Source organism: Balneicella halophila (assembly GCF_003096835.1).
Lineage (GTDB): Bacteria > Bacteroidota > Bacteroidia > Bacteroidales > Balneicellaceae > Balneicella > Balneicella halophila.
Genome location: NZ_QENZ01000005.1, coordinates 145,431 through 168,185, shown reverse-complemented (window position 1 = coordinate 168,185; position 22,755 = coordinate 145,431). Strand labels below are relative to the sequence as shown.

Sequence of the window (22,755 nt, the reverse complement as noted above, 5' to 3'; positions counted from 1 at the left end):
ATGCAAAAGGTTTCTATAATCTGTAATTGCTCTCAAGTTACGCTTGGTGAAATGCACGAAGCAATCAATGCTGGAGCTATTCGTTTGGAAGATATTCAAAAATTAACAGCTGTTGCTATGGGTTGCGGACGTTGTTCTACACAAGTAAAGCAAATTCTAAGTAAGAGATCAAGTTAAGGAAAGAGGTAAGATGCCTCTTTTCTCAACACCTACACAATTGAACATAATATAAATTATGTTGAAAACACAATGTGGGATATTCTAATTAGTAAGCTCTTAATTTAGTTTCTATGTATTCATAGTGCGCAGTAGGAATAAATTTCGTAATTTAGAGGAAAAATTGGCACAGTTATGCTTCCCGGTCATAAAATACTCTTACGTTATAAAACACTTGATAAATGTTTTCGTAGTAAAAAGAAATGGACATTAGAGATGCTCATTGTACATTGCTCAAGAATTTTAGATGAAAATATTAGTAAAAGGTCAATTCAATCAGATATTCAATTTTTAAGAGATAACGGTGCGCCTGTAATCGTCAATGATAGAAAATATTACACGTACAAAGATCCGAATTATAGTATATTAAAAAATAAGATTCCACAAAAGCTAGAGGATCAGTTCATTGAATGCATCGACTTTGTAAAAGAAATAAGTGATTTCCCAAAATACAAGCATTATAAAGACACATTACATTCTATTAGACCCCGTAAAGACAAATCTAAGTCATTAGATTATGTTAAGTTTTGCGTGCAGCAACTTTCCAATGAAGGTTTCTTTACAAGTCAGTCGTTCATAAATGCTTCTGAATTCAAAAAGATAAATAACCTTGTTCGATATCATAAACTTACTCATAAACAAAGTTTTATAGAAGACGAAACTTTACTGTACTCTGTGCTGAATACAAAATTGAAAAACCTCATAAAAAAAATTAATCCTAGAGCTTTCTTAGTTGATGCTGTTTATAATGATTATCAAGAAGCTTTTGACTTCAAGCAAGAGTTAAGTTTACCCATGCGGCAGCGAAGGATTCCTCAGAATTTAACTCTCTGGGGATATCCTGCAGAAGAAAAACATGAGACCCCTGATATGCCTAAATTGTTTGAAGAAACATTCATTATCCAATTATTCCTAAAGGATGTAAACTGTCAAACTGGTGCATTGCAAGTGATCCCCGGCTCTCATCAGCGAGAATTGAGTCCACTAGAAGTTAAATTGATAACAAACAATACTTTTCCAAGTAGTTGTGATGTCCAAAGAGGTGGAATGATAGGTTATAAACCTATGTTAATCCAGAAAGTAGCCCCTTCTGAAAGTCCTAAAAACAAACAATCTATCACACTTTGGTTTTCTTCTTACCGATTGCCCGTACATTATTTATGGAATCATGAAATTTATTTATAATTTTATAGATAATTATGACACAATCAAGGGTATTGTTTACGAAGAAAATTACTAATAATCAGAAAAATAGTATTAATATTGCTCTGGATTGCTATGATTTTATTTCTATTGAAATGTTGGATTTTCATTTCCCCACCACTACTCCTGCTTCTCATTTCGTATTTACTAGCAAGAATGCTGTAGATGCTGTTCTTTCCCAATATGAAATCAATACAACGCAATCAATTTACGCAGTTGGAAAGTCTACCAAAGCCAAACTGTTAGAATACGCAGCTTTTAAAAACATACAAGTTCCCTATAATCAATATAATGCCGAAGGATTAATTGAATTATTTGAACAAAATAACAGTAATAATTTTCGTTATTTCTGTGGGAAGAAACGACTCCCAAAATTAGAAGATTATTTTAAAACAAATCAAAAAAAGCATCAAGTGATTGAGGTTTATGACACGATCCTCTCTCCTCCTTCAAATTTAGATACAAAAAACTACCAATGGCTATGCTTTTGCAGTCCATCGTCAATAGAAAGTTTTTTAACGAAATATGAACTATTGCCACATCAGGATATTCTCTGCATAGGCAATACGACAGCAAAAGTATTAAATAGTCACAAAAACAGAATACATGTTGCCAAGAAAGCAACAATAGATAGTATGCTTAATTATTTAGAAGAACATTATAAAAATTAAAACAATGAACATTAGCCGAAGTACCTATTTATACAATAGAGCAAGAAACGTGATTCCTAGCGGTGTGAATTCTCCAGTTAGAGCATTTAAATCAGTTGGAGGGACTCCCCTATTCATTAAAAAAGCATCAGGTAGCATATTAACTGACGAAGATGACAATGAATATATCGACCTAATCGCTTCTTGGGGTCCGATGATTCTTGGTCATGCGAATCCTAAAATTGCGGAAGCTATTAACAATAAAGTGGAATATTCTACCTCCTTTGGCGCTCCCACTGAGATTGAAATTGCGATAGCTGAGCTTATCACTAAAATGGCTCCGAATATTGACAAAATTCGTATGGTGAATTCTGGTACAGAGGCTTGTATGAGTGCTATAAGGTTAGCAAGAGGCTACACTGGGCGAGATAAATTTATCAAATTTGACGGTTGCTATCATGGGCACAGCGACAGTTTTCTCATAAAAGCTGGTAGTGGAGCTTCCACTTTTGGTGTGCCGAACAGTCCAGGAGTTACTAAAGGAACTGCAAATGACACATTAACAGCTCGCTATAATGACTTAGAAGATGTTGCAAGACTACTGGAAGAGAATAAAGGCGAAGTAGCTGCCATTATCTTAGAGCCTGTTTGTGGAAATATGGGATGTGTATTGCCGAAAGAAGGGTTTCTGGAAGGTATTCGCGAGCTATGTGATAAGTATGAATTATTGCTCATTTTTGATGAAGTAATGACAGGGTTCCGATTAGCACAAGGTGGTGCTCAGGAATATTTTGGAATAAATGCAGACTTAGTTACCTACGGTAAAGTTATTGGCGGAGGCATGCCTGTCGGCGCATTCGGAGGTCGTGAGGAAATTATGAATTACCTCTCTCCTGATGGTCCAGTGTACCAAGCGGGAACACTATCCGGAAATCCTATTGCAATGATAGCCGGTTATACTATGCTCAAAGAATTGTATCAAAATCCTCAAATATATGAGGGATTAGCAGAAAAGACAACATATTTAGCAGAAGGATTAGAACGAGTATTCTCTGAAAGCATTTACGACTATAGAATCAACCATATTGGTTCAATGATAAATGTATTTTTTGTAGATGTAGATGTGGTTGATTTCGATACCGCTTCACAAAACAACAGTGAACTCTTTGGCAAGTTTTTCCATGCGATGCTGAACAGAGGTGTTTATTTGCCACCTTCTCCTTATGAATCTTATTTCTTAGCGAATTCTTTGTCTTATGAACAGTTGGACCATATCATCAACGCAACTATAGAAAGCTTAGCCAGAATGAAGTTTGATTAAAATTTAGATTATCTAAAATTAGTAAAAGGTGAAAGATTATTCGTAGGAGATAATCTATTCACCTTTTTTTATTCAGAAACAACGTTTTTAAGCAACGAATCTGCCAATTTCACCATTTCATCACTATCATTTAGGCAAGGAACTAAATCGAGTTGCTTCCCTCCCGCCTTGTAAAATTCCTCGGCATACTCCTCGCCTATCTCATTAAGTGTTTCGAGGCAATCAATCGTAAAAGAAGGTGTGAAAACAAGTGCTTTTTTTGCTCCTTGTTTTGCCAATTCTGTGACAGTGACATCGGAAAAAGGTTTCAGCCAATCCTTACTCAACCGTGATTGAAAGGCAACAGTATAATTCTTTTCTGAAATATTTAACTCTTTTGCTAACAACCTTGAGGTTTCGTAACATTCCGCTTTATAGCAACCTATTTTGAAGCCCTCTAACCGTTTCTCACAACTACAGCCTTCAATGGTATTAGAAGAATAGCCTATATTTTTATGAGCCTTTCTCAAATGTCTATTTGGCAAACCGTGATAGGAAAATAGGATATGATCATATGCTTCAATATCAAATTGAGTTTTTGCCTGTTTTGCTATTCCTTCAACAAATAGTTCATCATTAAAAAAACTTGGTACAATCTCAGTCCTAAGCTTCACCCCTTTTTTCTTTATCAGTCTATGAGCTTCTTCTAAACATGTTTGAGTGGTTGACATTGCATATTGTGGAAATAAAGGAAAGAGTATTAGCTCATCATACCCTTCCTCTTTTATTTCATCAAATGCCTTGTCCATAGAAGGATTTCCATAACGCATGGCATATTTCACCGCCAAGTCTCCCTCAAAATGTTTTTGTAATTTCATCGTTAATCGTTGAGTGAGCGTGTCTAAAATTCTTCCGTGCTTTGCCCACAACTCTGAATAAATCTTGACTGAAGTATTTACTCGAAAAGGGATGATAATACCATTTACTAAAATTTTACGTCCAAGCCATGGCAAATCTATCACGCGTTTATCATTCAAAAACTGCGTAAGATATCTGCGTACATCTGATTTTTCAGGACTATCAGGAGTGCCTACATTCAACAAAAGCAGGCACTTACGAGATTTAGACATGCAATTCCTTTTTATGAATAACAATCGTTGATTCTTTTTTATCTAAATCAGCTATAATTGTATCTCCTGTTTCCAAATCTGTTTCAATAATCACTTCAGCCAATTCCTCTTCAATATATTTTTGGATGGCGCGTTTTAGCGGACGTGCTCCAAATTCCTTATCAAACCCTTTATCGGCAATAAAATCTTTTACTTCATCAGTGATTTGAAGAGTATATCCTATTTCTGAAACTCGACTATACACATCCTCTAGTTCAATATCAATGATCTTGCGAATAGACTCTTTATCTAAAGAATCAAATAAGACTACATCATCAACCCTATTTAAAAATTCAGGGGCAAAAGTACGCTTTAGAGCTTTCTCAATCACCCCCTTCGCATACGATGAATGACTTTCACTTTGTGAACTTTCAAAACCGATTCCACGACCAAAATCTTTCAACTGACGTGAGCCAATATTCGAAGTCATAATGATAATCGTATTTCGAAAATCTACTTTTCTTCCTAAGCTATCTGTCAATTGTCCTTCATCAAGCACTTGCAATAGAATATTATATATATCAGGGTGCGCTTTTTCTATTTCATCTAATAAAACGATAGAATATGGCTTTCTTCGAACCTTTTCAGTAAGTTGTCCGCCTTCTTCATAACCCACATATCCCGGAGGTGCTCCAACTAAGCGAGAGACTGCAAATTTCTCCATATATTCACTCATATCTATGCGTATCAGTGCATCTTTAGTATCGAATAAATACTCTGAAAGAATTTTTGCTAATTGTGTTTTACCCACTCCTGTAGGTCCTAAAAAGATGAATGAACCAATTGGTCTATCAGGATCTTTTAAACCGGCTCTGTTTCTCTTTATAGAGCGAACAATCTTTTCAATTGCTTTATCTTGACCAATCACTTTACTTTTTAGGATATCATTCATGCTTCTCAAACGAATGCCTTCAGCTTGTGCAATACGTTTTGCAGGAACGCCTGTCATCATAGCTACAACCTCGGCGATATGTTCCTCATCTACTGTCTGCTTGTGTGCTTTTAGTTCAACTTCCCAAATCTTCTTTTCAGCTTGGAGTTGTTCTGTTAGAGCTTTTTCTTTATCTCTAAATCTTGCTGCTAATTCAAAGTCCTGTACTTTTACGGCTTCTATTTTTTTCTTTTTAACTTCTTCTAATGATTCTTCTATTTTCTCAATTTTCGGAGATACAACTAAGTTAGCAATATGAACTCTAGAACCTGCTTCATCTAATGCATCAATAGCTTTATCCGGTAAATTTCTATCAGAAACGTAACGTTCGGTAAGTTTTACACAAGCTTCTAAAGCTTCTTTAGTATAAGTTACATTATGATGCTCTTCATATTTCTCTTTAATGTTCTCAAGTATTTCAAGAGTCTCTTCGACAGTAGTTGGTGAGACCATTACTCTTTGAAACCTGCGATCAAGCGCTCCGTCCTTCTCTATATGCTGTCGATACTCATCTAAAGTTGTTGCACCTATACATTGTATCTCACCCCTTGCCAAGGCAGGTTTTAACATATTTGCCGCGTCTAAAGAACCCGTAGAACCACCAGCTCCAACCAAGGTGTGAATTTCGTCTATAAACAGAATAATATCTTTATTTTTCTGCAATTCTGTGATGATGGCTTTCATGCGCTCTTCGAATTGTCCCCGATATTTTGTACCTGCAACTATCGAGGCTAAATCCAATGACAACACACGTTTATCATACAATACACGTGAAACCTTCTTGTCAATAATTCGCAGAGCAAGTCCTTCAGCTATAGCTGATTTACCCACTCCGGGCTCACCAATCAAAATAGGATTATTCTTTTTGCGTCTGCTTAATATCTGTACGAGACGCTCTATTTCTTTTTGACGCCCCACAATAGGATCTAATGCGCCTTCTTTGGCCGCATTGGTGATATCAAAACCAAAACTATCCAATGCAGGCGTAGTTGACTTCGTCCGACTACCTTCAGTATGCACACCTTTTGATTTCCCTTCTCCTTCATGTAAATCACCACTTGTTTCCTCACTTTGCATTCGGGTCGATAAACTCATGTCTTTTTTCATGGAATGATAATTTACGTCATACTCATTGAGTACTTTTGCAACTTCTGAAGTGTCATCTTTTAGTATTGCTAATAGAAGATGTTCAGTGTCAATCGTTTCGTCCTTAAGGCTTCGGGCTTCCAGTGTAATAAACTTCAACACTCGTTGTGCATCAGTATCAAATGGGATCATATGCTCATTTAAACGAGATATTTCGTTTTGTTTAATATTACTTTCTATAAGTTTTTTGGTTTTTGGTATATCAACATCTAGTTCTTTAAGATAATCAAATGCTTCGCCAGCACCTTCTCTTAAAATCCCTAAATATAGATGTGAAACCCCAACAGCATCATTGCCTAGGCGTTCTGCCTCTTCTCTACTGTATGAGATGATATTTTTTATTCTCTGTGAAAAATTCTTCATTTACTATTCCTCTTACTTTGCTTATTATTGGTAAAATTACCATTATACCTTACAATTATCAAAAAATCTGCCAAGAAAACGTTGCTTTTCTTATTTTTATTACCTTTGGAGCACGTTAAACTAGTAATTTAAAGATAATGAATTATTGTAGATTTTCATTAATAGTGCTTATAGTCATGGCTTTTATAGGGTGTAATGACGATGATGTAGTTAATTACAATTTAGAAGTGGGTGCCTATTTTCAAGGAATCTATCTAAATGATACAGCAGTTTATGCACCTGTATTAATTGCAGAATTCAATCCTAAACCTGTCAGTTTGACAGCTATTGATAAAAATGAAGATAAGTATGTGCTTGAATCTTATTGGGCAGGAGACTATTCCTATCGCTGGATACCTATAGAGACTGATTATTCAAAAGCACCTCTGGAGGAAAACACTTTCAAATTCACAGCGATATTTGAAGATACAGAACAGAATATTGAAAAAAATGCATCAATTTCTTTGTCAACTGTTCCTGAACCTTTTAAAATTACCGAGACTAATTATATCTCAGAAAGATCTGAGTTGATAGTTTCATGGGAAAATACGAATGCCGATATGTTTATCGTCCAAATTTCCACAAACCTTACTGAATCACCTATATTTCAAAGTTTTAATTTAATTCCAGACACTGAAGAGATTGAAGAGAATACGCAATTGACTACCACCATCAAAAAATCGACATTAAAATGGTTTTCAGCGGCACAAAATGGTGAAGTTTACATTGTTTCTGTTCATGCATTTAATCTTAAGAATGGTGATATCAATAAAATTACAGGAGAATTTATAGCCACAAAAAATATTGTATGGGGTAAGTAATCTATGGAAGTGCACAAGAAAAGAGGGTGCTCAAAACTTTTTGAAACACCCTCTTTTTTATTCTGTAACGATTCTCTTTGTTGGAGAAAATTAATAATGTGTATAAGTAACTTTTAATGTGGGTTTCTTTTCTCCTGAATTATGCAAAATTGCTCTCGAAACGGAGTTCTTTGCATCACCGGGATAACTTGTTCTTTCATTCGATCCTGACAACCTTTGTTCAATAGTTCCTGTTGACAACTCAAAGTAATCAAAATCAAATTCATTATCAATAATCATTTGCAACAATTCAGGGATTTCAAATGTGTAGGTGTTTGTGCTCAAATCCAATAAACCTGTAGGAATATTTCCAAAAGAAGAATTGTATCGTAATGGTATTTTATCACCATTCTTATCAACAGCTAACAACTCTAAGCGATAAGGCAACGGGTACTTTGTACGCTCAAGACTATCTATGGCAATATTAAAGTTAAGCTGAGCTTTATTTATACTCACTTGAGTGGAGTCTTTCCATGTTCTAAGCTCAGGCATTTGAATTTTTGCCTTTGTTCCATGTATTCCTTGCAGATAAATATATTCTGAAGATGTCAAAACATCATCAGGTGTGTTGAACTCTGGCATATTAAATCTTGCAGAGTTATCGGTTATTGGTAGAGCAAACTTAGCTTCGTAAACTGTATCATTCCCAGTACTTGAAGATGTAGCGTGGTTTTTATAATATAATTGTAAGTAAGAATAATAAACATTAAAACTATAAATACCTCCTAAAGATTGAGAAATATCATCAGAATTAACATAAAAACCTTTGAAATATTCTATAAAATTAGCACTGCTTTCAAATACTTCCTCAGGGGCATCTAAAATAAATTGTCCTACCTTATCCTTATCTAGTTTCACAGTAAGGTGTTGTAGCACAGTATCTATTTGCTTTACGGAATCTATCAAAGAATCTTGTGTATTATCAATTTCGGATTTTAAATAAATAGTATCACTCGCCATCTTTTTATTGAATGAAACACTGCCTACGTCTTCTCCTATTATTGAAGCTATTTCGCTTGAAGCATTATAAATTTTAGCATACTGAATATCATCTTTCAGCAAATAAACCCTTGCGGTTTGGTTTATTAATGAGTCTCGACCGTAATAATCACTATACGCTAAAAAAAGCTTAACAGAATCTATAGTTGCCCTGTCTAAACGAACCGAACCTGGAAGTCTTACTTGAAAAGCGGCACCACTTCTCGTTTTCCCAAAGACTTCATCATTGAGTGTACCAACTAAAATTGTGGAAATACTTGATAAATCAGAAAGTCTATCTTCATTAGTAGTAATCGTGATATTATCTTCTTCCACGTAGGAGACATTTACTTTACTGGTGCCTAACAACTCCTCTCCTACAGACCCCTCATCATCAGAACAAGCTGAAAAAAAACAAAGGCTACCTAATAATAGCAGAACAGCTAAATATAAATGTTTCATAAAAATAGTTTGAATTATTTATTAATTAATGAATTGTAGAAGTCGACATACTTCCCTGTGTAATCCTCGAGTCCAGGTGTGTCTAGGACTGGCTTCTCTGTTTGCTTTACATAATCTTTTAGTTCCTCATTCACTCCTTCTTCAGCTATTACGAAAGCATCACTACTATCAATAGCAAATTTTGAAACAGCATTAAAATCAGGATCTTCAAGCCATTTCAGATCGCTCTCTTTGATATTTTCATCCTCAATTTTATTTTTTAAATTTTCAGAGAGTTTTCCATCAAACTTATCTTCGTATAATGAATATACGATTTTAGCATCAGAAAACAAGGTGTTGTAACTGTACATTTTCTTTAATAATAAAGGTACAGCAAAGGTAAACCATCCATGACAATGAATAATATCCGGTCTCCACTGTAGCTTATTCACTGTTTCCAGTACACCACGTGCAAAAAACAAGGCTCTTTCATCGTTGTCATCAAAAAATTTTCCTGTCTTTTTATCTTTTAAAACATGCTTTCGATGAAAAAAGTCTTCATTATCAATAAAATATACTTGCATTCTAGCTGCTTGTATTGAGGCAACTTTTATAATCAACGGATGGTCATAATCATCAATGATAATATTCATTCCAGAAAGGCGAATCACTTCATGCAATTGATTTCGTCTCTCATTGATGACCCCATAACGAGGCATAAAAGTACGAATCTCCATATCGGATTCTTGAACTCCTTGTGGTAAATGTCGGCTGATGTTTGAAATTACAGACTCTGGTAAAAATGGTGTTATTTCTTGTGAGATATATAAAACCTTAGTCTTTTCCATAAAATTTATTTAACTATATATGAGAATACAAAGATAGCTAAAATATTTGTTTTTGCCATTTGTAAGTTGTTAAGACTTCCTAAATCTACAACGAGTTAGAGCCTAAAAAAGGGCGTAGACAAAAAAATGCTACGCCCTTCCAAGATAATTATGTGAACTATGTATTACTCTTCTTTATATGATTCAATAAGAATCTTCAGAATTTCAACTGCACATGCTGGGATTTTGGTTCCAGGTCCAAATACTCCAATAGCTCCTGCTTCGTATAAAAAATCATAGTCTTGATGAGGAATTACTCCACCAACATATACCATAATATCCTCTCTTCCCAACTTTGTAAGCTCTTCGATAAGATTTGGAACTAATGTTTTGTGACCAGCTGCCAATGAAGATACACCTACAATATGTGCATCATTCTCAACTGCTTGTTTTGCAGTCTCAGCTGGCGTTTGGAACAATGGTCCCATATCCACGTCAAAACCTATATCAGCAAAACCTGTAGCGACAACTTTACCACCTCTATCGTGACCATCCTGTCCCATTTTAGCAATCATGATACGAGGACGACGTCCTGTCATATCTGCAAATTCGTCTGCTAATCTTTGCGCTTCTTTGAAATCTTTATCTTCTCTTGCTTCTGATGAATATACTCCTGACACTGTTTGAATTTTTGCTTTATATCTACCACATACCTCTTCACAGGCATCTGAAATCTCCCCTAATGATGCACGCTTCTTAGCTGCATCAACAGCTAACTCTAGCAAGTTGCCTTTACCTGTTCTTGCACACTCAGTTATCGCTTGTAATGCCTTCTGAACTTCCTTTTCGTTACGGTTAGCACGCAATTTTTTCAATCTTTCAATCTGTGCTAAACGAACTGTCGTATTGTCTACCTCTAAAATATCCAATGGATCTTCTTTTGCCAATCGGTATTTGTTAGTACCCACGATAGTCTGATGTCCTGCATCAATCTTAGCTTGTGTACGGGCTGCTGCTTCTTCAATTCTAAGTTTTGGCACACCAGATTCAATAGCTTTCGCCATACCTCCAAGACTTTCAACCTCTTCGATGTGTGCCCATGCTTTTTCTACTAACTCATTAGTCAATGCTTCTACATAATAGGAACCAGCCCATGGGTCAAGAGAACGTGAAGTTTCTGTTTCCATTTGAATGTACAGCTGTGTGTTACGTGCAATACGTGCTGAGAAGTCCGTTGGCAATGCAATCGCCTCATCTAACGCATTGGTGTGCAATGATTGAGTGTGACCTAATGCTGCCGCCATCGCTTCTATACATGTGCGTCCCACATTGTTGAAAGGGTCTTGCTCTGTCAATGACCAACCTGAAGTTTGAGAGTGCGTACGTAATGCTAAAGACTTTGGATTTTTAGGATTGAATTCTTTTACAATCTTCGCCCAAAGTAAACGTCCAGCACGCATCTTAGCAATTTCCATAAAGTGATTCATTCCAATCGCCCAGAAGAAAGATAAACGTGGCGCAAAGGCGTCAACATCCAATCCTGCTTTAGTACCAGTTTTCAAATACTCTAAACCATCAGCTAAAGTATATGCTAACTCTATATCAGCGGTTGCACCTGCCTCTTGCATATGGTAACCAGAGATAGAGATTGAGTTGAATTTAGGCATATGTTTAGATGTGTATTCAAAAATATCTGCAATAATTTTCATTGAAAATTCTGGTGGATAAATGTATGTATTACGCACCATAAATTCCTTTAAGATATCATTTTGAATAGTTCCTGAAAGTTGCTCAAGCTTACAGCCTTGCTCCAAACCTGCAACGATGTAGAAAGCCATAATAGGAAGAACAGCACCATTCATTGTCATGGAAACAGACATCTTATCCAAAGGAATTTGGTCAAATAAGATTTCCATATCTAGGATAGAGTCCACAGCTACACCAGCTTTACCCACATCACCCACTACACGTTCATGATCCGAATCATATCCACGGTGAGTGGCCAAGTCAAAGGCAATTGAAAGTCCTTTTTGACCTGCAGCTAAGTTTCTTCTATAGAATGCATTAGACTCTTCAGCTGTCGAGAAACCAGCATACTGACGGATTGTCCATGGGCGCATCGCATACATAGCAGAATAAGGTCCCCTTAAATATGGTGGAAGACCGGCTGCATATTCTAAATGCTCTAACCCTTCTAAATCTTCTTTCGTATATGTCGGTTTTACAGGAATTTGTTCTGCAGTCATCCATGTGCTCTCTGCTTTTGGAGATGGAGCAGATCCTGAGTTCTTTGTTTTTATATCTATATCTTTAAAATTGGGTTTCATTTTTTTGTTGTTTTTGATTAACTACTTACTAATTTTGCTACAATCTTTTTTATTGGATTATATTCCAAGTTTTGATTGATACTGTTGTAAAGTCTCTAATAGATTGCATTTTACGTGGACGAAATTAGTAATTCCTTTTTCTTTTAATTCATCCATACAAGCAGGTGCACCCGCTACAACAAAAATGACATCTTTATCCAATTTCTCATAGGCTTCTGGAGCTAACGTAGCATATTCATCGTCAGAACTACACAGCACTACAATTTTTGCTTTTTGCTCTTCGCAATATTTCACTCCCTCTTCAATGCTGTTAAATCCATTATGATCATGCACTTCAAATCCTGCGCAAGCAAAAAAGTTACACGCAAATTGTGCTCTCGCTTTACGCATATTTAAATGCCCGATAGTTAACATCTGCACCTTAGGACGTCCATTCTTTTCAGAATAAGCATCAGTTTTCAGACGCAACTCTTCGAAAGCCTCGGCACCACGATAGATTTCCAACCCATTGTCATTAGATTTACTTGAACAACAACAAGTATTCTTATCTGCAATTTTGTCTTTGTTAGTAATCATTTCTTCGAAATTAGGAAACTGGTTGGTTCCTAGTAAATTTTCGCGACGGGTTGCGATATTCATATCACGCTTTCTAGCCGTTTCTGTAATGTGTTTTTTAACAAAACCTTCGTTAAAAGCTTTGATATAACCACCAAGATCTTGCACCTGTAGGAAGATATCCCAACCATGTTCAGCAATAGCTTGTGTTAGATATTCAATATAATAGGCTCCTCCGGCAGGGTCAACAACTTTATCCAGATTTACTTCTTCTTTAAGCAATAATTGTTGATTTCTTGCAATACGCTCTGAGAATTCTGCAGATTCTTCAAATACTGTATCAAAAGGTTTCAATACAAAAGAATCAACACCACCTAATACGGCAGACATTCCTTCAGTTTGTGTGCGCAACATATTTACGTATGGATCGTAAACTGTTTTGTTCCAGTCTGATGTTTCAGCATGGATGTGCATTTTACAATAATCTGTATTTTTTGGTTTATAAGCTTCTACAATCTTAGCCCACAATAAACGTAAAGCTCGGAATTTAGCAATCTCCATAAAATAAGTTGTCCCAACTGCATAGTGGAAACGAATCTTCGGAGTAATTTCTTCAATTTTTAAGCCTTCAGCTAATAGACCTTCTAGTAGCTCTACTCCCATTGCAAGAGAATATCCTACCTCTTGAATAATAGAAGAACCAGCATTATTGAAAACCTTGGCTTGCAAGTTTATGACCTTAAAGTTAGGCAGGTCTTTGCTAACTTCGATAAGCATTTTAGCCTTTTCGAATTGCTCTTTAGCAGTGCTTTTGAATGATCCTTTACAGTTCAATCTCTTGAACGGTGCAAAGCAAACACCACCTCGAACTTTGGTTTTATCAACGCCAAGCTCATCAACGATTTCTACAAAGTGAGGTAATACTTTTCCAGAAGCATTCATGAAATTCACCTCAATAACTTCAAGATGAAATTCATTAATCAATGTCTTGATATCCTCTTTAGTGTATTCCTTTTTGCAATCCAGAATAAATCCAATACTGTCAGCACCACGCATCAGCACATTCAATGCTTTTTTGTTGGCTTCTTTAAGATCGTTTACTTTAATGTCTTGGCGAATAAACCAATCATTCTTTCCTTTCTTATTTCCTCTCACAAATGGAAATTCACCAGGAAGTGTGCCTAGATGATTTATTTCTTCTAAATCTTCTGAACGATAGAAAGGATTTACATTGAACCCCTCCTGTGTGCGCCATACTAATTTCCTATTAAAATCTGCACCTTTCAGGTCTGCATTGATTTTATCCATCCATTGCTCTGTAGAAATGGGTGGAAACTCTTTAAAAAAATCTTTTCCTAAGGTCATATTGTTTATATTTAATATCTAATGTTACCAGCAACAAAAGTACAAAAAAAGCCTATAATTGACAATATTCTTAAGCAGAATGGCTACAGAGCATATTTTAGAGTAAAAAATGTCGTTTTTTTAAGGAAATTATTTAGCAGGGTTAATGGGGTATTTTGCTCATGAAAACAAAAAGTAAATTAAAAATAAAAATATCGTACATCCCTTTATTTTTAATAGTTCTAAATATCTCAATCAATGGCATTACACATTGCTTCTGATGTGATTTTAGTTATTTTTGTAAAAACCTAGTTTGAAAAACGGGTTGTTTGATATTGAAAAAGTTGTTATGGAATTTAAGACACAAGATATATTGAAAAATTTTCACATTATTGGCGTTAGTTATTTACAAACGCCCGTTGACATCAGAGAACTTTTTTCAGTAAGTAATGATGAGCAAATAGCTTTTTTAAAAGATGCTCAATCTCTCGGGTTAGAAAACGTAGTTATTCTATCTACTTGCAATCGTACCGAAGTATATACACAAACAGATAATATTGACTTAGTAAAGAGACTGTTGGTTAAATATTCCAATGGTCCTATGAAACTGTTTGAAGAATTCGGTTATCATATTGTTGGAGACGAAGCTGTAAATCATTTATATAGAGTTGGTGCAGGTTTGGATTCACAAATCTTAGGAGATTTCCAAATTATCGGGCAACTAAAGAATGCTTACCGCCTGTCTGAGAAGATGAAAATGGTGAACACTATGCTCAATCGCATTTTCGCACATGTATTCCAAGCAAGTAAAAAGATTAAAAATCAAACAGAATTAAGTCATGGAGCAGCTTCTGTATCGCATGCTGCTGTGCAATATATTAAAGAGAATGTAGTTGATTTAGACCAAGTGAATTTCCTGCTGTATGGTACTGGAGAAATTGGCAAAACAACATGTGATAACTTAGTTAGACACATGAATAAAAAAACGCTCACTTTAGTCAATCGCAGTGAGGACAAAGCAGCAAGCTTAGCCGAAAAATACAGTATTTCTTACAAATCTGAAAAAGAATTGCCACAAGAGATCGCGAAAGCAGATGTAATCATAGTTGCTACTGGTGCTCAAAATCCGACAGTTGCCAAAGAGTTTTTCAAAGGAAATACGGAACGAAAACTTATTTTAGATCTTTCTGTACCACGAAATGTTGCAACAAATGTCTCTAAATTACCTAACATAAAATTAGTTGATATCGACGAATTGTCTCAGGTTAATAACGAGGTACTTGAATTGCGAATTAAAAATGTGCCCTTAGCAGAGGACATCATCAAACAGAATAGCGAAGAGCTCCACGAATGGATTGAAATGCAACACCTCTCTCCTATTTTTAAAGGTGTACAAATGGGGCTAAACAAAATGAAAGAACAAGAGCTGGCTTACCATCGGACAAACTTAACAGACGAAGAGTTCGAAAAAGTTGATTTGATTGCATCAAATATTGTAAACCGTATAGCTAGAATGAGCATTTCCCACATTAAAGACGTTTTTAAAACCGAAAAAAGAAGCAGAGAAGTACTCTCAAAAATGTTTGGTGACTATGCAAAACAATCAGCTGGTATTCATCCTCACAGCTTGAAAAAAGAGCATAAAAACAGACATCATGAAAATTAATTTTTCAAAAGATTTTCTTGTAAAAAAGGATATAAAACTTAAAGATTTTCCAACCACTTATAAAGGCGAACTCACTAAGAGTGAAGGCAAAAAACTTCTAGTGGTTGAAAAAGAACGCCTGTATGATTTGCAGGAAAAACTCTATGCCGATGGCAGTCAATCTCTATTAATAGTATTGCAAGCTATGGATGCTGCTGGGAAAGACAGCCTTATAGAGCATGTAATGAGTGGAGTAAATCCTCAAGGATGCAGAGTTTCTAGCTTTAAAACGCCTACGTCTAATGATTATGCTCACGATTTTCTGTGGAGACATTATTTGGAATTGCCTCGAAAAGGTAAAATTGGTATTTTTAATCGCTCCCATTACGAAAGTGTTTTAGTATGCAAAGTGCATCCGGAATACAATTTGAATGAAAAGGTTTGGGATGACGTAAGTGATTTTGATCAAGAATTTTGGAATAATCGCTATCAGAGCATTCGCAACTTCGAAAAACACTTAGCCAATAATGGCACTAAAATCATTAAACTGTTTTTGCACGTTTCACCAGAAGAACAAAAAGAGCGTTTTCTTGACAGGATAAATGAAGACGATAAGAATTGGAAATTTTCTTCTGCAGATATGAACGAACGTGCATTGTGGGACGATTATCAAAAAGCTTATGAAGATGCTATAAACGAAACCTCAAAAGATTATGCGCCTTGGTATATCTTGCCTGCTGATAAAAAATGGTTTACGCGAATGACTGCCTGCCAAATTATAATTGAGGCACTTGAAGATATGAATCTTGAATACCCTGAAATCTCTAAAGAAGAGGAAGAACGTCTTGACATTGCAAAAGATAAATTGACAGAAGAAAAATAAGAGCGTCTTTTCTAACGATATCATTCTATCATTGGTTGCAATCGAATTTTCTTAATTCTTGCCAAAAATCAGGAAACGATTTTTTCACAACCTCAGGATTTTTAATTTCAATGCTATGGATAATTGCTACTGGAGCAAATGCCATCGCCATACGATGATCACCGTAAGTTTTAATGCTCACCATTTTCTCATCAATACCTTTTCTTTTACCATACCACGACAAAGTTCCTTCTTTCTGCTCAGTTAGTAAATAGCCAAACTTTTTCAGTTCCTGAATCAAAGCCTTTATTCGGTTGGTTTCTTTAATCTTCAACGTTTCTACACCCGTAAATTGAAATGGAATATTTTTGAAACAACAAACGACAGCAAAAGTTTGTACCAAATCTGGCATATCTGAAAAATCAAAATGCAACTTTTCAATAGTTCGTGGAACTTTAGTTAGCCTCACTCCTGTTTCTTCGTAGCTAGTTTGAATTCCTAACTGTTTCCACAATTCTACTTGTTGCGCATCTCCTTGCAAACTATTTCTTGTAAGGCCGACAAGAAACAATTCTCCTTTTTCCGATAAAGAAAGCAGTTCGTAAAAATATGAAGCTCCTGACCAGTCAGCTTCTACTGTAAACGGCTTAAATTGATAATCTTGTGGAGCTATAGAAATTTTATTATCTACAAATGATGTTTTCACCCCAAACTCCTCCATGAGTTTTAGAGTCATCTCCATATAGGGGCGTGAAGCAATATTTCCTTTAATTTTGAGTTCTAAGCCATTCACTAAACTTGGTGCAATAAGCAAAAGTGCTGTAATATATTGCGAACTAATACTCCCATCAATAGAAAGTTTGCTCTTATTTAAATTAGAACCTAGAATATGCAGAGGCGGATAGCCTTCTTTCTCGGTATATGTAATTTGTGCTCCTAGTTCATTGAGAGCATCTACCAATACCTTCACAGGTCTCTCTTTCATTCGTTCAGAGCAGTCAATGTACCACTCCCCAACTATTTTAGACAAAAATGCCGTTATAAACCGAAATGTGGTGCCACCATCACCTGTATAAAAGCGGTTCGTGTTCGAGTTAAGTGCTTTGTCTAATAAAAGGGTATCTTCTGCTTCAGAGAGATTATGAATTGGTAAGAAACTATAACTCAATGCTCGTATTAATAACACACGATTAGAGATACTTTTAGAAGCAGGTAGCTTTACGCTACCCGCTACATTTTTACTTAACTTCACCAACTGCTTTTTCACCTTTTACGCGTATTTTCCCTCTATTTAAAAGATAAAACATCACAGGAACAATAATCAAAGTTAAGAACGTGGCAAAGGTCAATCCATAGACGATTGTCCAAGACAGTGGTCCCCAAAACTTTGTATTGTCACCTCCGAAATGTATATCAGGATTATAGGTAGTAAAGAAGGAGAAAAAGTCAAAGTTGAACCCAATAGCCAAAGGAATCAATCCGAAAATCGTTGTAATAGCTGTTAATAATACAGGACGCAGCCTTGATTTTCCTCCTTGAACGATGGCTTTATAGTACTCTTCTTTTGGCAACAGCATTTCTTCATCTATACCCAATTCTCGTTTCTTTCGATCAATTAGTAATTGAGTATAGTCAATCAATACAATCGCGTTATTTACCACAATACCAGCCAATGCGATGACTCCCATCATAGTCATCATAATCACAAAATCATTACCAAAAATCAACATTCCTAAGAATACTCCAATAAAACTAAAGAGTACTGAAAGCATGATTAATATTGGTTTACTAATAGAGTTAAACTGTGTTACAATAATCAGCATAATCAGTGCTAATGCGACTAACAGCGCCCTAGAGAGAAAGTCCATATTGTCCTTCATTTTTTCCTGCTCACCCGTAAACTCATAAGTTATACCTTCTGGGAAATCATAGCCTTCAAGGTTCGTATTCATTTTTTGTACAATCTCGTTAGCATTATATCCCTCTAAAACATTCGAATAAATAGTTATCACACGTTTTAGATCTTTCCGTTTAATAGAACTAAATGTTGCAACATCTTTAACAGAAGCCACTGAAGCAATAGGCACTTTATACAATAGACCTTGGCTATTTCTAAACATGAGCTCTTGATGCATCAAAGCAGACATATCATACCTGTTGTCGGCATTAAAGCGCACCATAATATCGTATTCATCTTCCCCATCCTTGAAAGTTGAAGCGTCGAAACCATAAATAGCTTCACGCAGTGCAGAACCTACCTGACCGGTTGACAAGCCTAACTGTCCGGCCTTTTGACGATCTACAATAACCTGTCGCTCCATCTTATTCTGATTCACGTCTATATTTAACTCTTCGATTCCCGGAATTCCAGATGCATTGATTTGCTCTCTGATGTTTTGAGCCGTTTTCATCAATACATTATAATCATCACCTTTCAATTCTAAGTTTATAGGATAACCTGTCGGAGGACCATTTTGGTCTTTATCAACAACAATATTCACGCCTGCGTATCCCTTTACAGCTTCTCTAATATCCGTCAATACATCAGCACTACTTTTGCCTCTTCGATATTTATATTCTCGGAAAAGCACTGTTACCTTACCTTTGTTGAGCATTTCAGCTTGTGATGCTCCATCAACCTGAGGATTTCCAGCACCTTCACCTACTTGTGCAATAATACTCTCTGCCATGTAGTTGTATACCGATCCGTCATCTCTTTTTTCCTCATACTCTTTTAGAACATTGAAGACGTTTTCTTCAATTTGCTTAGTAAACCTATTCGTCTTTTCAATATCTGTACCTTCAGGAAATTCAATATAAGCAATCGCCTTATTTGGGTCAGACTCTGGGAAAAATAAAACTCTTGGTTGTAAGAGTACCAACAATATGATAGTTAATATTAGTGAAATAATAGTTCCGAAGAAGAAAAAGTATGCTCTCTTTCCGCTTAATGCAAAAGTTAAAAACTTTTCATAGGCATTTTCTAATCGTGGCAAAAATCTTCTTTGGAAATAATCAACCACATGAGAAAAGACATAACGCTGTAAGATAAACATGATTGCTAATAGTATCATCACATTACCAAAACCAATCATGAGTTTGTTAACGATTGAAAAGCCTATAATCAATAAAATAATTCCAATCCCTGCCATAATCCCCACAGAAATAAATAATTTCTTATTGGACATATTTTTTTCATCTACAATCATAAATCTTGAGGTAATCATCGAATTGATGATTAATGCCACAAATAATGAGGAACCTAAAACAATAGAAAGCGTAATTGGGAAATACATCATAAATTGCCCTACTACACCTGGCCAAAAACCTAAAGGAGCAAAAGCAGCTAATGTAGTAGCTGTAGAGGCGATAATAGGCCATGCAATTTCTCCAACACCCTGTTTTGCTGCTTGTTTACGTGGCATGCCTTCGTCCATGAGCCTATAAACATTCTCGACGACAACAATACCATTATCTACCAGCATACCAAGTCCCATCACCAATGCAAACAATGTCATGGTATTAAGCGTAAGCCCCATCGCTGACAATATCATAATAGACATCAGCATAGAAAGTGGAATAGCGATACCCACAAATAACGAATTGCGAACGCCTAAAAAGAACATTAATACTCCAACCACTAAGAAGACACCAAAGAGAATGTTGTTTTCCATCTCAGAAACTTGTGCTTTTGTACGTGTGGACATATCACTTGTAATAGAAACATGAACATTTTGCGGCAGTTCTTTATCTTTAAAATCATCTACAAGTTCATAAATTTTATCAGCAGCATCAAGCTGGTTTCTACCTGCTTTTTTCATGACATCTAGCATAACTACCGCATTGCCATATTCTCTAGCATAGGTTGTTTTGTCTTTATGTCTGAAGTTGATATCCGCTACATCTCTTAAATAAACAGACCCGCCTTCATTTTTTACAATAATATCATTTAATTCTTTAGGCTCTGTTATCTGACCAATAACGCGAATATTCCTTCGTTGGTCGTTCATCACAATATTACCGCCAGAGATAGTAACATTTTCGCGCTGTATGGCTCCTATTATATCACCCATAGTGACAGTAGCTGCTGTCATTTTATAAATATCTACAGCTACTTCTACCTCCATTTCTTCCACCCCGCGAATATTGACCTCTTTGATTTCAGAAAGCATCTCAATATCCTCTTGCAAGAGCTCTCCATATTCTTTCAATTGCTGAGGAGTATAGTTTCCGCTCAAGTTAATATTCATTATTGGAACAAGCTCACTGATGTTGATATCCATAATGTATGGATCAAGTTTTGAGCCTCCATCTAGCGTAGGCCAGTCACTTTGTCCAGTCACAATATCAACCTTATCTTTTACTTTCTGCTTGGCGTCTTGGGAAGTAATGTCCTCTTCAAACTCAATTTCTATCAGTGAATAATCTTGTTTAGAGGTTGACTTGATTTCTCGAATTCCTGTGATATTTTTAATCTCTTCCTCTAAAGGTTCAGAGACAAACTTCTCTACATCCTCTGCAGAGTTTCCCGGATAAACAGTGCTTACAAATATTGTAGAAATATTCACCTCAGGAAGTGATTCACGAGGCATTGCATTATATGATACCAATCCTCCAATAAACAGGATGGCTACAATAATAAATACAGTATTTCTATTGTTTATCGCCCAGGATGATATTGAAAATTCCTTATCTACCTTCATCTTCTGTGTTTTTAACTTCAATTTCTATTCCTTCTTGCATTCCTTGACTTCCTTTGTTGATCACAATCATGTCTTTTTCCAAACCTTCTGTGATCTCCACGTAATCATTCTGAGTGAAGCCTTTTGTAACATGCACTTTTGATGCGATTTTCTTACCATCTTCATTCTTGATAGTATAAACATAAGATCGTCCTTCACTATCTTCATGTACAACATTCACAGGAACGATTAATGCATTCTCATTACTATAATCAGCAATTTCTAATATTGCCATTAGGTTTGGTTTTATAACTCCACCCTTGTTTGGAATATCTATTTCAATATAAAAAGTTCTATTTTGTGGATTAATAAAGTTTCCGACTTGTCTTACCTTGCTACTTATTTCTTCACCTATAGCAGGGAATTTCACCAAAACGGGAGTTCCTACCTTTATCTTGCCCAAATAGGTCTCTGCTAAGTCGGCTCGTACATACATATCGTTCAGATTGACCAAACGTGCAATTGGTGTTTGGCCCGGCAACACCACTGAACCTTGCTTAACGGGTACGTCATCCACGACACCTGCAAATGGTGCACGAATTGTTGCTTTAGACAACTGTGATTTAAGTTGGTTTACTGCACGCTCTGCTGCTTCCATATTGGCTTTAGATTGAAGATATTGTATCTCAGATCCTATTTTTTTATCCCATAGACGCTCTTGTCTTTCAAAGGTTGTCTTGGCTAAATCATACTGCACTTCAGCCTGTCCAAGTTGTTGTGACAAACCTCCATCATCTACCTTCGCAATAATTTGTCCTTTCCCAACTCGTTGCCCTTTTTTAACGTATAGGTTTGTTAATACTCCTGAAAATTCAGGGAAAAGCATCGTATTGTTTTTTGTATCAACGTTTCCTTGCACTTGAATTTTATGTTCAAATAAAGTATCTACAACAGCAAATGTTGTAACGATAGGATTCTGATTTTCTCCTTCCAATTCATCTAAAGCATCCCGAATTTCCGTCAACTTTGCAGTAACTTCATTATACTCTTCTTGCAATTCTGTTTGCTTTTCTTTTAAGCCTTCAATATCTTGCTTTGCAATAAGATGTTCAACAGAATTTCTCTTGCGCTCTTTACCACAACTTGCCATCAAGACAACGATGGTGATTGCATAAACTAACCGTTTCATAAAATATTTTATTTAATTTTTTATTCTA

Annotated in this window: 16 protein-coding genes; 7 read left to right on the top strand and 9 right to left on the bottom strand. The window is 35.8% G+C overall.

What is annotated here, in order from left to right; all coding sequences use genetic code 11:
• The 4 genes from C7377_RS07810 (at position 1) to hemL (ending at position 3,390) form a co-directional block, all read left to right on the top strand.
• Positions 1-177 (top strand): (2Fe-2S)-binding protein, encoded by a 177-nt coding sequence (locus tag C7377_RS07810; RefSeq protein ID WP_116496796.1) that lies wholly within the window; start codon positions 1-3, stop codon positions 175-177.
• Between the two features lie 174 nt (positions 178-351).
• Positions 352-1,401: a DUF2179 domain-containing protein gene (locus tag C7377_RS07805; RefSeq protein WP_116496795.1), complete on the top strand. Its 1,050-nt coding sequence runs from the start codon at positions 352-354 to the stop codon at positions 1,399-1,401.
• A 14-nt stretch (positions 1,402-1,415) separates the two neighbouring features.
• The gene (locus C7377_RS07800; RefSeq protein ID WP_116496794.1) at positions 1,416-2,090 is read left to right on the top strand and encodes a uroporphyrinogen-III synthase; all 675 of its coding nucleotides are present in this window, start codon (positions 1,416-1,418) and stop codon (positions 2,088-2,090) included.
• Positions 2,091-2,094: 4 nt separating this feature from the next.
• Entirely contained in the window at positions 2,095-3,390 is a 1,296-nt protein-coding gene (gene hemL, locus C7377_RS07795) for a glutamate-1-semialdehyde 2,1-aminomutase (protein ID WP_116496793.1), read from the top strand.
• Positions 3,391-3,458: 68 nt separating this feature from the next.
• Here hemL and hemH read toward each other — a convergent pair whose 3' ends face one another.
• A complete protein-coding gene (hemH, locus tag C7377_RS07790; protein ID WP_116496792.1) occupies positions 3,459-4,499 on the bottom strand; it encodes a ferrochelatase in 1,041 nt (346 codons plus the stop codon).
• On the bottom strand, positions 4,492-6,978 hold the full coding sequence (locus C7377_RS07785) for an ATP-dependent Clp protease ATP-binding subunit (protein WP_116496791.1): 2,487 nt from the start codon (positions 6,976-6,978) through the stop codon (positions 4,492-4,494). Before C7377_RS07785 ends, hemH begins: the two co-directional genes overlap by 8 nt.
• 176 nt (positions 6,979-7,154) lie before the next feature.
• Here C7377_RS07785 and C7377_RS07780 point away from each other — a divergent pair, with 176 nt between their 5' ends.
• The gene (locus C7377_RS07780; protein WP_116496790.1) at positions 7,155-7,838 is read left to right on the top strand and encodes a hypothetical protein; all 684 of its coding nucleotides are present in this window, start codon (positions 7,155-7,157) and stop codon (positions 7,836-7,838) included.
• A 90-nt stretch (positions 7,839-7,928) separates the two neighbouring features.
• Here the strand turns inward: C7377_RS07780 and C7377_RS07775 are convergent, their stop codons facing one another.
• The 4 genes from C7377_RS07775 to C7377_RS07760 form a co-directional block, all read right to left on the bottom strand.
• Positions 7,929-9,317, bottom strand: a complete 1,389-nt coding sequence (locus C7377_RS07775) for a DUF4270 family protein (RefSeq protein WP_116496789.1) — start codon at positions 9,315-9,317, stop codon at positions 7,929-7,931.
• A 14-nt stretch (positions 9,318-9,331) separates the two neighbouring features.
• Entirely contained in the window at positions 9,332-10,144 is an 813-nt protein-coding gene (locus tag C7377_RS07770; protein ID WP_116496788.1) for a glycogen/starch synthase, read from the bottom strand.
• A 164-nt stretch (positions 10,145-10,308) separates the two neighbouring features.
• Complete coding sequence (scpA, locus tag C7377_RS07765) at positions 10,309-12,450, bottom strand: methylmalonyl-CoA mutase (RefSeq protein WP_116496787.1); 2,142 nt, start codon at positions 12,448-12,450, stop codon at positions 10,309-10,311.
• Between the two features lie 57 nt (positions 12,451-12,507).
• The gene (locus C7377_RS07760) at positions 12,508-14,370 is read right to left on the bottom strand and encodes a methylmalonyl-CoA mutase family protein (protein ID WP_116496786.1); all 1,863 of its coding nucleotides are present in this window, start codon (positions 14,368-14,370) and stop codon (positions 12,508-12,510) included.
• A 328-nt stretch (positions 14,371-14,698) separates the two neighbouring features.
• On the opposite strand from C7377_RS07760, the gene hemA reads away from it, so the two are divergent.
• Positions 14,699-16,015: a glutamyl-tRNA reductase gene (gene hemA / locus C7377_RS07755; RefSeq protein WP_133241475.1), complete on the top strand. Its 1,317-nt coding sequence runs from the start codon at positions 14,699-14,701 to the stop codon at positions 16,013-16,015.
• Positions 16,005-16,877, top strand: a complete 873-nt coding sequence (locus C7377_RS07750) for a polyphosphate kinase 2 family protein (protein WP_116496784.1) — start codon at positions 16,005-16,007, stop codon at positions 16,875-16,877. Before hemA ends, C7377_RS07750 begins: the two co-directional genes overlap by 11 nt.
• 28 nt (positions 16,878-16,905) lie before the next feature.
• Here C7377_RS07750 and C7377_RS07745 read toward each other — a convergent pair whose 3' ends face one another.
• Genes C7377_RS07745 through C7377_RS07735 form a run of 3 tightly spaced genes read right to left on the bottom strand, consistent with a single transcriptional unit; the run spans position 16,906 to position 22,727 of the window.
• Positions 16,906-18,123 (bottom strand): 3-phosphoshikimate 1-carboxyvinyltransferase, encoded by a 1,218-nt coding sequence (locus C7377_RS07745; protein ID WP_116496783.1) that lies wholly within the window; start codon positions 18,121-18,123, stop codon positions 16,906-16,908.
• Positions 18,095-21,559 (bottom strand): efflux RND transporter permease subunit, encoded by a 3,465-nt coding sequence (locus tag C7377_RS07740; protein WP_116496782.1) that lies wholly within the window; start codon positions 21,557-21,559, stop codon positions 18,095-18,097. Before C7377_RS07740 ends, C7377_RS07745 begins: the two co-directional genes overlap by 29 nt.
• Complete coding sequence (locus C7377_RS07735) at positions 21,546-22,727, bottom strand: efflux RND transporter periplasmic adaptor subunit (RefSeq protein WP_116496781.1); 1,182 nt, start codon at positions 22,725-22,727, stop codon at positions 21,546-21,548. The genes C7377_RS07740 and C7377_RS07735 overlap by 14 nt, the downstream gene beginning before the upstream one ends.
• Between the last annotated feature and the right edge of the window lie 28 nt (positions 22,728-22,755).